This is a genomic window from Capnocytophaga sp. oral taxon 323 (genome assembly GCF_001278825.1).
Taxonomy (GTDB): domain Bacteria; phylum Bacteroidota; class Bacteroidia; order Flavobacteriales; family Flavobacteriaceae; genus Capnocytophaga; species Capnocytophaga ochracea.
Map to the genome: position 1 here is coordinate 621,416 of NZ_CP012589.1, position 12,550 is coordinate 633,965.

Below are 12,550 nucleotides of genomic sequence, written 5' to 3' on the forward strand. Positions count from 1 at the left end.
GTTCGCCTTACCTTCGCTCTTCCTTCGGTTAAGATGGCTCAAAAGTAAAAGATAAAAATTAAACCAATATATTGTTTATCAATATTTTGTATTTTTGAGGTTCAAAATAAGACCTTGTGGTATAAATTTAAAAAATCTGCGGTATTTAATATTCTTTAACAGAAAAATCTCAGTACATTTTAGCTCATTACCCCAAGCTCCAATCTGTCCTATTCTATTCACTCAATAATCATTATTAGTATTATTGGCATTTCCAGTATCAACTTTGGTATTATTGGTATTATTGGTATTATTGGCATTAACTCGGTATTAATTTTATAAATAACTTGCCGTTTTAAATAAAAATCGTACTTTTGCATCTCAAAAATAAATACTAATGATTGCTTTAAATTTTATATGGAATTCTAATGAGATTCTTGCCTCTTTAAACCTACCTTTTATAGGTACTTTTTCACTTCGCTATTACAGCTTAATGTTTATTGTGGCTTTTAGCTTGGGGTGGTTTCTCACTAAAAAAATATACCTCAACGAAGGAAAAACAGTACAACAGCTGGACACCTTGTTCGTTTATACCGCTATAGCTACCTTAGTAGGCGCACGTTTAGGCGATTGCTTATTTTACAATTGGGATTATTTCAAAGACCACTTGCTCGAAATCTTTTTACCTATTAAAGAGAAACCCGGTGGCGGTTGGGAGCTTACAGGCTTTTCAGGTTTAGCAAGTCACGGAGCTGCCGTAGGTATTATTATCGCAATGATACTGTATGTACGTAAGTATAAAGATATTAGCCTATCGTGGATATTAGACCGTGTGGTGATTCCTATCACTATCGGAGGTATGTTTGTGCGCTTTGGTAACTTTTTCAATTCCGAAATCAACGGCAAAATAGTAAGCAATACTTATCCGTTAGGGGTGAAATTTGTACAAGGCGGAGCTATCTCTCCCCGTCGAGCAATGGCTATTACTGAACAAACTGACCCTCAAACTGCTTATAAACTCATTGCTCACGACCCTCGTTATGCTGATATTTTAGCTTCTATCCCTTACCAACACCCTGCACAGTTATACGAAGCCTTTGGCTATTTTTGCTTGTTTTGGGTATTGTGGTACGTGTATTGGAAAACTGACAAAAAAGACCAACCTTACTTCATCTTTGGACTATTTTTAGTCCTCTTGTGGAGTATTCGTTTTGCAGTGGAATTTGTAAAAGAAAGTCAAGGAGGTTTCGAAAGCTCTCTCGGCTTGCTCTCTACTGGTCAGTGGCTCAGTATTCCATTTATCTTAGCAGGTTTCTACTTGTTATTCAGAAATCGCATCGAAACACGTAAGTATTAATATTAATTTTGTGAACATTTTAGAACTTAATTAGAGTTAAAATTTAAATTTTATAATTAGAATGCAATTTTTTAGAAAACACTTTGTAACTGTAGCATTAGTATTGGTAGCCTTAGCAGCTATTGCCCTTATTTTACCTCGTTTCTTCTCTAATGAGAGTAATAGAGTGCAAGAAATAGAAATCACTCCTCAGGATATTGATTTTACTCGAGACGGTGAACTCTCTATCTTTAAAAACGACTCACTTATCCAAACTATTGAAGTTGAATTTGCTAAAAACGATGAGGAGCGTGCCTTAGGACTAATGTACCGCTCTTCAATGGACGAACATCAAGGAATGTGGTTTATTTTTCCAGAAGAAGCTCCCCGTTCTTTCTATATGAGAAATACTGAAATACCTTTGGATATCATCTATTTAGATAAAGATAAAAAGGTGGTAAGTATAGCTAAAAACGCTCGCCCTTACGACGAAACCTCTTTACCCTCAGAGAAACCTGCTATGTATGTATTAGAAATCAATGGAGGATTGTCCGATAAATGGGGAATTGAAAAAGGCGATAGAATGGAAGTAAAATAAGTACTCCTATTTGCAAATATGGAAGAACAAGTAATATTAGTGAACGAACACGATACTCCCATAGGCTTAATGGGGAAGCTTGAAGCACACCAAAAAGCCTTATTACATAGGGCTTTCTCGGTATTTATACTCAACGATAAAGGGGAGATTATGCTACAACAAAGAGCTGCGAGCAAATATCATTCGCCTAACTTGTGGACGAATACTTGTTGCAGTCACCCACGTCAGGGCGAGACAACTATTGAAGCAGGCAAGCGTCGCTTACAAGAAGAAATGGGTTTTGTTACAGAACTTACCGATATATTGAGTTTTATCTACAAAGCCCCTTTTGATAACGGGCTTACAGAGCACGAACTCGACCATATTCTCATAGGATACTATAACGCCTCCCCTACTATCAACCCTGAAGAAGTAGCCGATTGGCGTTGGGAACTTCCAGAAAAGATAAAGGAAGATATTGCTAAGCACCCGCATCGGTATACTGAATGGTTTAAGATTATTTTCGATAAATTCTTACATCAAGTACTAAAAGGATAAACAAAAGAGGCTATTTGATTTTTCAAATAGCCTCTTTTGTTATTTATAATCATTAATTTATCCCTTCTTCTCAAAAAACTCTTCTATACTTTTATTCTCTTTTTTCTTACTTCTATATTTAAAATAATAAGCTAACATCTTGTAATAAAGTTTAGCTGCCAAGAAAGCCGTAGGCTTAGCCTGCGGACTATCCATTAGTTCTACAATGTCAAACGCTACCACATTACATTTTTTAAACACTTTACGTAAGAGTTTAAGAGTAGGGTACCATTGCAATCCTCCTGGTTCAGGAGTGCCTGTTGAAGGTGCAATAGCAGGATCGAAAGCGTCTAAATCTATCGTGATATATACATTCCCCGATACCTTGTCAAGTACATCTTCAACCCACTCTTTATTTTTAGCTATTTCGTGAGCGAAAAATACACGTCCTTTTGGTAAATATTGCTTTTCTTCTACATCCATCGAGCGAATACCTACTTGTACCAATTTGTGTTTTTGGTTGGCTTCAAATACGGCACAAGCGTGATTAGAGGTCGAACCGTGATACTCAGGGCGCAAATCAGTGTGGGCATCAAGTTGCAATACTGTGAGTTTTTCATACTTTTCACCTACGGCACGTATAGAACCAATAGACACTGAGTGTTCCCCACCAAAAAGAGTAAATAGCTTATCTTCGTGCTTCAATAGTTCTTGGGTCTTTTCATAAACCGCTTGTGTCATTGCCTCAGGCGAACTGTTTTCGCTTACTTCACCTGCTAAAAACACTCCGTTGAGATAAGGTTCGGTATCTGTTTCAATATCGTATAGTTCCATATTTTCTGAGGCATCTAAAAACAATTCAGGTCCTTTATCGGCTCCTTTACCCCAAGTAGATGTACCATCATAAGGTACTGTTACCAGCATTACTTTCGAGTTTTCCAGCGTTGCATTTTCTGTTGGAATACCTGCATATGTTCTTTTCATTATCTGATTTATTTAATAAATAGGGCACAAAGATAATAAAAAAATCCTAAGTTTAAACACTTAGGATTTTTTTAACGCACAACACTACTAAGATTATAGGTCTATCGCAATCGGTCTGCTGATTTTACGAGCTTCTCGTCCCGTCTGATAGCCTTGTTGGCTAAAAACAAAAAAACGATAGAAAGCACGGGTACGAAAACCCCAACACCTTTCTCCGAAAGCAAGCCTTCTCCAGATGAGTTTAGCATTCGATATACAAATATTCCTAGTAAAGTAAAATTTATAAGGACGTTCAGCCAGTTAAGCCACTGCTGAACACTTCTTTTCTTATATTTAAATATGGTGTATAGAGCCAATATTGCTGTTATCCCTAATAAGATACTCCTAAGCCAATCTATACTGAAAAGCATCGGGACGGCTACGGTAGCTACAATCACTACCAACAGCATATAAATAGTTTGTATTCTCTGAATCATTCTTTTTTGTTTTGAACGTGCAAATATAGTACTTTTTCTAAAACCTGAAAAATATTTTACTTTAATTTATCAAAACCATTACCATAAACCCCCATTACGTTGGTCTTCGTTACAAAAGCAGCAGGATCTATTGTTCGCACTAAACGGAAGATAGAAGTAGCCTCCGTACGGCGAGCTATTACAATCACTATTTTTTGTGAGGATTTAGAATACCAACCTACCCCATCGATAATAGTACAACCGCGTTTGAGTTCACTATTGATGTGGTTCGCTATCTCATCATAGTGTTTAGAGAAGATAAACAACTGCACCGACTGTCTTGCTCCATTGATAACAATTTCTACCATCTGCCACATCAGAGGTAATAGGATAAGTCCATAAATAGTCTTTTCGAGTGAATTGTCTTGGCGTTCCAAAATGAAGAAAGACGATAGCACGATACACACGTCCACCACCAAAAGAATACGCGCTATACTGATGCTGTAATACTTAGTGATAACAAAGCCTATTATATCAGTACCTCCTGTACTTCCGTTAGCTGAATAAACCAATCCTAAACCCGTACCGCATAGCAATCCTCCCATAATTACATTTAAGAAGTCGTCTCTCAAAGGAGGGTGTTCTATAAAGTAAGGCATTAAATACTCTTTTCCAGCCCAAATCAATCCCGATAGAATAGTTATAGAGATGAGTGTTCGGTAGGTGAATTGCTTACTCATTGCTTTAAAGCCTATCACCAAGAGTATAAAGTTGATAATCCAATAGGTAATAGCCAAGTCGGCTCCTAACTTATAATTCAAGATAAGACAGATACCTGCCAAACCTCCTGTTACTATCCCATTAGGCATTATAAAGCCTGTAATTCCTATCGCATATGATATAAGCCCTAAGATGATAATAAGATAATCCTTTATGTAAAAAGACTTTAAGTATTTAATAGTCTTGCTATCTGCTATTGCCATAACACTACTTTAATTTTACAATGATTCTTTAGTCGTTTATTTTTTAGGCGCAAAAGTACTATTTTTAATTGAATGTGCAAACCAAAACTGAAAAAGTGTTTTTAATTATTGCAAACTCTCTTTTATACGTCTTATAGCTTCTCGTAAATCTTTCTCGGAAGCGGCATACGAAAAGCGAATACAATTAGCATCTCCAAAGGCTTCACCTGTAACAGTAGCTACCATTGCTTCTTCTAACAGATACAAAGAGAAGTCGGTTGCGTTATGGATATTGCGACCTCTTAGGGTTTTGCCAAAGAAAGACGATACGTCGGGGAACACATAAAAGGCACCTTCGGGGACGTTGAGTTTGAATCCGTCAATCTCACTTAGGAGTTCTAATACTAAATCTCTACGCCTTTTAAACTCGTCTACCATATATTGTATTTTGCCCTTAGGTGCTTTCAGGGCAGCGATAGAAGCGCGTTGAGCTATGGCATTAGCACCGCTGGTTATTTGTCCTTGTACTTTGGTACAGGCTTTAGCAATCCATTCAGGAGCTCCCATATAACCTATGCGCCAGCCGGTCATTGCAAAGGCTTTGGACATTCCATTTACAGTAATGGTACGTTCATAGAGTCCGTCGATTTCGGCTACACTAGTTACTCTCTCATTGGTGAAGTTGATATACTCATAAATCTCATCAGAGAGAATAAAGATGTTAGGGTGTTTTCTAAGCACTACGGCTAAAGCTTCTAATTCTTCTTTGCTGTATATAGAACCACTGGGGTTACAAGGGGTATTAAACCATACCATTTTAGTTTTAGGAGTAATAGCTACTTCCAACTGAGCAGGAGTTATCTTGAAGTCGCTCTCAATGGTTGTATGAACCTCTATGGGAACGCCTCCTGCCATTTTAGCTATTTCCTTATAGCTCACCCAATAAGGAGCAGGAAATATCACCTCGTCACCGGGATTAAGCATCGCCAAGGCTACATTTGCCAAACATTGTTTAGCTCCCGTAGATACTACTATTTGTGAAGGCTTGTAATGAAGGTTATTGTCGCGTCTGAACTTTTCGCAAATCGCCTCTCTCAATTCCAAATAACCATCAATAGGAGTATATTTGCTATAGTTCTGTTGTACTGCCTCGATAGCTGCTTCTTTTATAAAATCAGGGATATCGAAATCGGGTTCGCCTAAGCTAAGACCAATAATATCCTTGCCTTCGGCTTTTAGTTCACGTGTTTTGGCTGCCATTCCTAAGGTAGCCGATACTTCCATAGCGTTGATACGGTCAGATAAATACTGTTTCATACTGTTTTAAAAAGTTTATTTCAGTTGTAATTCTACCCATACAGGTAAATGGTCGGAAGGATAGAGACCATCGATGCGGGTTTCTATAATTTTATATTGTTTTACTTTTATAGACTTCTGAACAAAGATAAAATCTATATGTCCTTTTAAAGGTTCATCGGTTTTGAAAGCATTGAAAGTACCCATATTAGGTGTTTTATTAGTGGGTGATAACTGGGTGTCGTACAACTGAGATGCTATTTTTTGTACGGCAGGGTGCTCAGTAGGGAGATTGAAATCACCCATTAAGATGACTTTCCCGCCTTTAGCAATCTCCTTGATTTTTTGCAATACCAAGTCGGCACTTTGTACCTGAGCTACTTTGCCTTCGTGGTCGAAATGGAGATTGAACACCCAAAATATCGTCTTTTTATCTTTGAGTTTTACCCAAGAGCAGATGCGGTTACAGCAAGTAGCGTCCCAGCCTAAGGAAGGCACCTCAGGAGTTTGAGAAAGCCAAAAGTTCCCTTTGTCGAGCAAGGTAAAACGACCTTTTTTGAAGAAGATAGCCGAATGTTCACCCGCTTCCTTACCGTCGTCACGTCCTACACCTTCACGCTGATAAGTAGGGAAACGTTCTTCCAAAAATTTAAGTTGGTGTGGTAAGGCTTCTTGTACTCCAAAGATATCGGGGTTTGCCTCTGTAAGCACTGTAAATACCTTTTCTTTCCTATTGCCATCAGTCCAAGCGTTTACACCGTCTTGAGGAACTTCGCAACGAATGTTATAAGTCATTACGGTTAGGTCTTGCGCTATGGAAAAAGTAGGCAAGACACATAAAATAAATAATAATGGTTTCATAATAATGTTACTTTTAAATCATTCTTTTCGGTAAATAGGGTAAATAGGTGCATTTTTACCTTCTTCTTTCCCTAAAACACTATCAAAAAAGTTCCAATTAAAGAAAGAATCAGGTGCTTGAGGTTCTAAGGTTTCTAACAGATAATGTTTAGCGGATTGCGCTACCTCAATAAGATAATCGCCTTTGTAAAGTTGTACTTTTTCTTTCTGAGGACTCACTTGTGTTTGGTGATGCAAATAATGCCCCTCAAACGGATAGGTATAAGTTTTAAAACTCTCAATGCGGTAAGATGTTACATTCATCAGCGTATCTTTCTCTATTTCTGTTATTGCTACACCGTTAGCTTTTAGGCGGTCAATTACTCTTTGCCATACTTTAGGAACGATATAACTTTGAGGAATACTAACTCTCTGCACGGGTTTAAAATGATTGTAAAGAGGTTTTTCATCTACTTTTGTATATTGAGTAGAATCTATTTCCCATTCCAACGAATATTCTTTTTGTGCATTATCAGCCTCTGTTTGTTTGATTTTTACTTGCTTGATATACTGATTGTCAGCATCGGCTATTTCTACAAGGGTCTTCATCATCTCATAGTTAGCTTCTACGCGTTGTTTGTAGGGTTTCTGCCCATTAGTATTGATGCGGATACTCATACAGTCCCACAAGCTGACATAACCAGTGGCATATCGAGGAATATCGGGGTGTGAGGATAAGGTTAATTGCTTAAAAGGGGGTTTCAAACTATCGCTTTGGAAAGGGAGTTGCCTTTTTTCTAACTGCTGAGAGAGACGTGGCAATAAAGCATCACGTACATAACCTCCTGTAAAAACACCTAACTTCTCAATTTGTGAGGTAGAATAGCTTAACACATAAGGAGCATTAACTACATCAGTTACGTGGTTATCAATAAAGATATCTGGCTGTACTTCTTGTAAGATTTTAGCAAACGACAAGGTATTCTCTACATCAGCTTTTACAAAATCGCAGTTTAAATTGTAGTTTGCTTCACTGTTTTTCTTACCTGTGAGCATTCCGCCTATATTGTACACTGGGATAGTTACTACTATCACATTTTTGGAAAGCTTGATTTCATTCTGCGCCAAATTACGAAAGAGCAACATAGTAGCGTCCACTCCATCAGGTTCGTTGCCGTGAATAGCATTATTAATAAAAACAATGGTTCTATCTTTGTGATACTTGGAAAGATTAAACTCGGCATCGGGACTGTAGATTACCAAGTGCAACGGCTGACCATTATCGGTTTGCCCCATTGTTTTAAAGGAAATAGATGCAAATTCTTTCGATAAATCTTTGTAGTAGTCTATTACTTCCTGATATGATGAGCTCTTGGTACCATCAGTTTGCTCAAAGGGTGTTTGGTAGTTTTCTCTTGGAGAGAAGAAAGGTGTATCACAACCCGCAAAAGCCACAGCTAATATTATATACACAATATATTTCACTTCTATTTTTAACATATTATTCTTTTAATATTTATTTTTTAGCAATTGATTGACCTTATACCTTTGTCGAACAAACTTACCTTATATCCTAAGGCTTTGGCATCATTGGCACTATAAGCTACACAAAAATCACCTGCTAAGCCACAAAATACGAGTTCTGTAATGCCTTTGGCTTGCAAAAAGCCGTGTAATCCTGTGTTGTTCTGTTTATTATTATCAAAAAAAGCACTGTAGCTATCCACTTCGGGGTTCATTCCTTTGCGAAAGATGGCTGCAATGGGACGAATATCTAAATCTTTATGCAGTTCTGCTCCGAAAGTACCTTGCACACAGTGGTCTGGCCACAGTATTTGGTCGATACCTCCGAGCTGTATTACTTCAAAAGGCTTTTTACCTGCGTGCTGACTTGCAAAACTTTTATGAGTAGCAGGGTGCCAATCTTGTGTTGCAACAATAAGGTCATACCCTTGTGTCATTTCGGCATTGATAAAGGGAATTATTTGGTCGCCTTGGGGTACAGGTAATGTACCGGTAGGCATAAAATCGTTTTGAACATCTATAATTACAAGTGCTTTCATAGTAACTCTTTTCTAAACTAATGATTAATGATTAATGGTTAATGGTTAATGGTGAGTTAGGAGGGTTTATACGAAATCTTATGTGATAAACGGTGCGAGCCGCACGGGCAGGTGTGAGCCACACAGGCAGTCGTAGCACGACAGGCAGATAATGAAAAGACGAACAAATGACGGTGCGAGCCACAAGGGCAAATAAGCAATGAACGAACAAAAGACGAACAAAAGACGAACAAAAGACGAACAAAAGACGAACAAAAGACGAACAAAAGACGAACAAAAGACGAACAAAAGACGAACAATGAACGAAGAAAAGGTATAGTAAAGTTATTGTTATATTGGAAATAAAAAGTACTTTACCTCGCTTCTTCTACATTCCTATCAATCTTCTCTACCCTTGGCTTTTGTGGCAAAGGTACAGCTTTTTTGAATATTATTGCTATCTTTGCCAAAAAAATATTTTACCAATGCACTTTTTATCAGAAGATTTAGAAAATTACGCTTGCGAACATACTGACAACGAACCTCCTTTACTGCAAGAACTCAGTAGGCGCACTCACCTTACTGTATTGCAACCGAGAATGATTAGTGGTCATTTACAAGGGCGTTTCCTCAGTTTGCTCTCTAAATTGATACAGCCTAAAACTATTTTGGAAATAGGCACTTACACGGGCTACGCAACCCTCTGTTTGGCAGAAGGGTTGGCAGTTGATGGTGTTTTACATACTATCGACATCAAAGAGGAACTCACTGACCTGCAAAGGGAGTTTTTTGACCGAAGTGGCTATGGGGCGCAAATTGTGCAACACTTAGGCAAGGCAACCGATATTATCCCTACTCTCAGCACTACTTTCGACCTTGTTTTCATAGATGCTGACAAACAGAATTACGCTCATTATTTTGATTTGGTGATAGAGAAAATGAACTCAGGAGGTGTTATCCTCTCTGACAATGTGTTGTGGAGTGGTAAAGTAGTGCAAGAAGTAAAGCCTTCGGATAAACATACCCAAGCCTTAATGGCTTACAACCAAAAACTAAAAGAAGACCCTCGTATAGAGACAGTGCTACTCCCCATACGGGACGGTATTACCATATCGAGAGTAAAATAGAGTGATTAAAAAATTAATCCTCATTTTTATATTGTTATTTGTTAATTATTTTATACCTTTGTACCTGTTTTAAAAAGCAATTCACTGGATGAGAATATTCTTAGCAACCATATTTCTGATACTTAGTAGTCCTCTTCTGCGTGCGCAAGATACTACCCACAAAAAGGATTTAAAAGTGGGATTGGTACTCAGCGGTGGAGGTGCGAAAGGGTTAGCACATATAGGGGTACTAAAAGTGTTGGAAGAAGCAGGGGTGCGCATCGATTACATCGGGGGTACGAGTATGGGGGCTATGGTAGGAGCTTTGTATGCGGCGGGTTATTCAGCTAATGAGTTGGACTCTATCTTCCGTCAGTTAGACTTTGATAAACTCTTGCAAGACAAGACTTCACGCCGTGCTAAATCATTACACGAGCGCTATATATACGACCGTTATGCAGTAGCATTACCTTTCAATAACTTCAAAGTAGGGTTGCCTCGTGCGGTATCAAAAGGACAAAACATCTACAACGAGTTTGTGAAACTACTCTATCCGGTGAATGAAATTTATGATTTTTCGCAGTTACCCATTCCTTTCTTGTGTGTAGCAACGGATATAGAAACAGGTAAAGGCGTAGTACTTGAAAACGGTTTCTTGCCTCAGGCAATACAAGCAAGCGGTTCGTTTCCTTCACTATTCGATTTGGTAGAAATAGATGGTAAATGGCTTACCGATGGCGGTATTGCCGATAATTATCCCGTAGACGAAGTTAAGAAAAAAGGAATGGATATTATCATAGGGGTAGATGTACAGAGTCCGCTAGCAAAACGAGAGGAGATTAACTCTTTTTTGAGTATTTTTTCGCAGATTACTACCTTCCCAATGATAGATAATATGCCAAAAAAAATAAAAGAGACCGATGTGTACATCAAACCTAATATAGAGGGATTCAACGTTATTTCGTTTGATAAAGGAGAGACAATCATCAACAATGGCAAAATAGCAGCGGAACATTTTCTACCAAGATTGCGTGAGATTGCAGCTCAACAAAAACATACAGAGGAAAGAGAACGAATACAAAAGATAGATTCCTTTTACTTAAAAGACGTCCATTTTCATAACAACGAGCACTTTTCACGTAGTTATTTGCGCGGTAAACTACACTTGAAATATCTAAACCGTAAGATTTCGTTCGAGCAACTGAACGACGGAATCGACAACTTGATGGCTACTAACAATTTCCATTCTATCAATCACCAGATTAGGCACACATTTGAAGGGGAACATATAGACTTTTATTTAAGAGAGAATCCGCAACGCACCTTTTTAAAATTTGGAATACATTATGACAATCTGCTAAAAACAGGGTTCTTGATGAACTATACTCGGAACTATTTCTTACAAAGCAGTGATTTTCTTTCACTGGACCTTATTGTGGGAGATAACATACGCTATCAGTTTGATTATTTTGTGGATAAGGGATTTTACATCAGTTATGGATTGCGGTCTAAGTTTGTGCAATTCGACCGAAAGCTGAACACAAAACGCTTATCTAACTACCGAATAGAGCAGTCGGAACTCAACCGAATGGACGTAGAGGCTTACGACTGGGTAAATCAGCTGTATTTGCAAACACTTTCGGGTAATGGTTTTGTATTTGGCTTAGGAGTAGAGCACCGTAAAATACAGTTTGATACTGAGCAAGTATATTCAATAAGTTCAGCTACTTCGTATTCGGAAAAGAGTCATATAGGCAGTTTGTATTCTTATCTTAAATACGACAGCTTTAACAATAGCTTTTTCCCCAGTAGAGGGGTGTACTTTAATACACAGTTCAATTTTTATGCACTTGCCTCAAACTACTCAGATTTTAACAAATTTACAACGGGTAAAACAGAGTTATCATTTGCTTTTCCTATCTTGCCAAGATTGAGCGCACGAGTAGGATTAGAAGGCGGTGTTACGATAGGAGGCTCTAATGTATACTCATTAGACTTCTTTTTAGGAGGGTATAACAAGAATGTATTTACGAACTATTCACCTTTTTACGGCTATGATTTTTTGAGCATTGGTGCTAAAAACTACTTAAAATCAGAATTGGTAATAGATATCCAACCCTTTAAGAAACAACACTTGCTATTATTAGCGAATATTGCTAAAGCAGACAATAATCTTTTTGAGAGCTTTGAGTGGAAGAAATACCCAGACTATTCGGGGTATGGGATAGGATATAGCATTGAGAGCTTTTTAGGTCCTATAGAACTGAAGTGCACTTACTCACCTGAAATACGACAAGCGATATGGCTGTTTAATATAGGGTACTGGTTCTGATTAGGTAAAAGGTAAAAGGTAAAAGATAAAAGGTAAAGCCAGCGAGGGCTCACAGCTGGGTATGTGAATAAAAAGTAAAAGGTAAAAGCGGTAGCGACTAAATA

General features: G+C 38.0%; 12 protein-coding genes. 5 read left to right on the top strand and 7 right to left on the bottom strand.

From position 1 onward, the window contains the following. Positions 1-376 precede the first annotated feature (376 nt). From lgt to idi, 3 genes are all read left to right on the top strand, one after another. Positions 377-1,336, top strand: coding sequence for a prolipoprotein diacylglyceryl transferase (lgt, locus tag AM608_RS02740; protein ID WP_002672317.1), 960 nt, complete (start codon positions 377-379; stop codon positions 1,334-1,336). Between the two features lie 61 nt (positions 1,337-1,397). Next, positions 1,398-1,913 (top strand): DUF192 domain-containing protein, encoded by a 516-nt coding sequence (locus AM608_RS02745; RefSeq protein ID WP_016479480.1) that lies wholly within the window; start codon positions 1,398-1,400, stop codon positions 1,911-1,913. An 18-nt stretch (positions 1,914-1,931) separates the two neighbouring features. Beyond that, a complete protein-coding gene (gene idi, locus AM608_RS02750; protein ID WP_009419961.1) occupies positions 1,932-2,450 on the top strand; it encodes an isopentenyl-diphosphate Delta-isomerase in 519 nt (172 codons plus the stop codon). A 57-nt stretch (positions 2,451-2,507) separates the two neighbouring features. Here idi and speB read toward each other — a convergent pair whose 3' ends face one another. From speB to pncA, 7 genes are all read right to left on the bottom strand, one after another. Further along, on the bottom strand, positions 2,508-3,413 hold the full coding sequence (gene speB, locus AM608_RS02755) for an agmatinase (protein ID WP_053580684.1): 906 nt from the start codon (positions 3,411-3,413) through the stop codon (positions 2,508-2,510). A 101-nt stretch (positions 3,414-3,514) separates the two neighbouring features. After that, a complete protein-coding gene (locus tag AM608_RS02760) occupies positions 3,515-3,889 on the bottom strand; it encodes a DUF4293 domain-containing protein (protein WP_002672326.1) in 375 nt (124 codons plus the stop codon). Between the two features lie 56 nt (positions 3,890-3,945). Then, positions 3,946-4,851: a YitT family protein gene (locus tag AM608_RS02765; RefSeq protein ID WP_002672327.1), complete on the bottom strand. Its 906-nt coding sequence runs from the start codon at positions 4,849-4,851 to the stop codon at positions 3,946-3,948. Between the two features lie 105 nt (positions 4,852-4,956). After that, a complete protein-coding gene (locus AM608_RS02770; RefSeq protein ID WP_053580685.1) occupies positions 4,957-6,147 on the bottom strand; it encodes a pyridoxal phosphate-dependent aminotransferase in 1,191 nt (396 codons plus the stop codon). A 15-nt stretch (positions 6,148-6,162) separates the two neighbouring features. Then, positions 6,163-6,987, bottom strand: coding sequence for an endonuclease/exonuclease/phosphatase family protein (locus AM608_RS02775; RefSeq protein WP_053580686.1), 825 nt, complete (start codon positions 6,985-6,987; stop codon positions 6,163-6,165). 18 nt (positions 6,988-7,005) lie between these two features. Then, positions 7,006-8,466, bottom strand: coding sequence for a M14 family zinc carboxypeptidase (locus AM608_RS02780; RefSeq protein ID WP_053580687.1), 1,461 nt, complete (start codon positions 8,464-8,466; stop codon positions 7,006-7,008). Positions 8,467-8,489: 23 nt separating this feature from the next. Beyond that, complete coding sequence (gene pncA / locus AM608_RS02785; protein WP_053580688.1) at positions 8,490-9,029, bottom strand: bifunctional nicotinamidase/pyrazinamidase; 540 nt, start codon at positions 9,027-9,029, stop codon at positions 8,490-8,492. A 464-nt stretch (positions 9,030-9,493) separates the two neighbouring features. Between pncA and AM608_RS02790 the strand changes: the two genes are divergently transcribed. Both AM608_RS02790 and AM608_RS02795 read left to right on the top strand, forming a co-directional pair. Then, complete coding sequence (locus tag AM608_RS02790; protein WP_034556260.1) at positions 9,494-10,135, top strand: O-methyltransferase; 642 nt, start codon at positions 9,494-9,496, stop codon at positions 10,133-10,135. Positions 10,136-10,223: 88 nt separating this feature from the next. Next, positions 10,224-12,446, top strand: a complete 2,223-nt coding sequence (locus tag AM608_RS02795; RefSeq protein ID WP_053580689.1) for a patatin-like phospholipase family protein — start codon at positions 10,224-10,226, stop codon at positions 12,444-12,446. The last annotated feature ends 104 nt before the right edge of the window (positions 12,447-12,550 follow it).

What these genes read in the sequence shown, in the direction of transcription:
- idi (WP_009419961.1), top strand. Translation starts at nt 1,932, where the DNA reads ATGGAAGAACAAGTAATATTAGTGAACGAACACGATACTCCCATAGGC.
- AM608_RS02770 (WP_053580685.1), bottom strand. Translation starts at nt 6,147, where the DNA reads ATGAAACAGTATTTATCTGACCGTATCAACGCTATGGAAGTATCGGCT.
- AM608_RS02780 (WP_053580687.1), bottom strand. Translation starts at nt 8,466, where the DNA reads ATGTTAAAAATAGAAGTGAAATATATTGTGTATATAATATTAGCTGTG.
- AM608_RS02745 (WP_016479480.1), top strand. Translation starts at nt 1,398, where the DNA reads ATGCAATTTTTTAGAAAACACTTTGTAACTGTAGCATTAGTATTGGTA.
- AM608_RS02775 (WP_053580686.1), bottom strand. Translation starts at nt 6,987, where the DNA reads ATGAAACCATTATTATTTATTTTATGTGTCTTGCCTACTTTTTCCATA.
- speB (WP_053580684.1), bottom strand. Translation starts at nt 3,413, where the DNA reads ATGAAAAGAACATATGCAGGTATTCCAACAGAAAATGCAACGCTGGAA.
- AM608_RS02790 (WP_034556260.1), top strand. Translation starts at nt 9,494, where the DNA reads ATGCACTTTTTATCAGAAGATTTAGAAAATTACGCTTGCGAACATACT.
- AM608_RS02760 (WP_002672326.1), bottom strand. Translation starts at nt 3,889, where the DNA reads ATGATTCAGAGAATACAAACTATTTATATGCTGTTGGTAGTGATTGTA.
- AM608_RS02765 (WP_002672327.1), bottom strand. Translation starts at nt 4,851, where the DNA reads ATGGCAATAGCAGATAGCAAGACTATTAAATACTTAAAGTCTTTTTAC.
- lgt (WP_002672317.1), top strand. Translation starts at nt 377, where the DNA reads ATGATTGCTTTAAATTTTATATGGAATTCTAATGAGATTCTTGCCTCT.
- pncA (WP_053580688.1), bottom strand. Translation starts at nt 9,029, where the DNA reads ATGAAAGCACTTGTAATTATAGATGTTCAAAACGATTTTATGCCTACC.
- AM608_RS02795 (WP_053580689.1), top strand. Translation starts at nt 10,224, where the DNA reads ATGAGAATATTCTTAGCAACCATATTTCTGATACTTAGTAGTCCTCTT.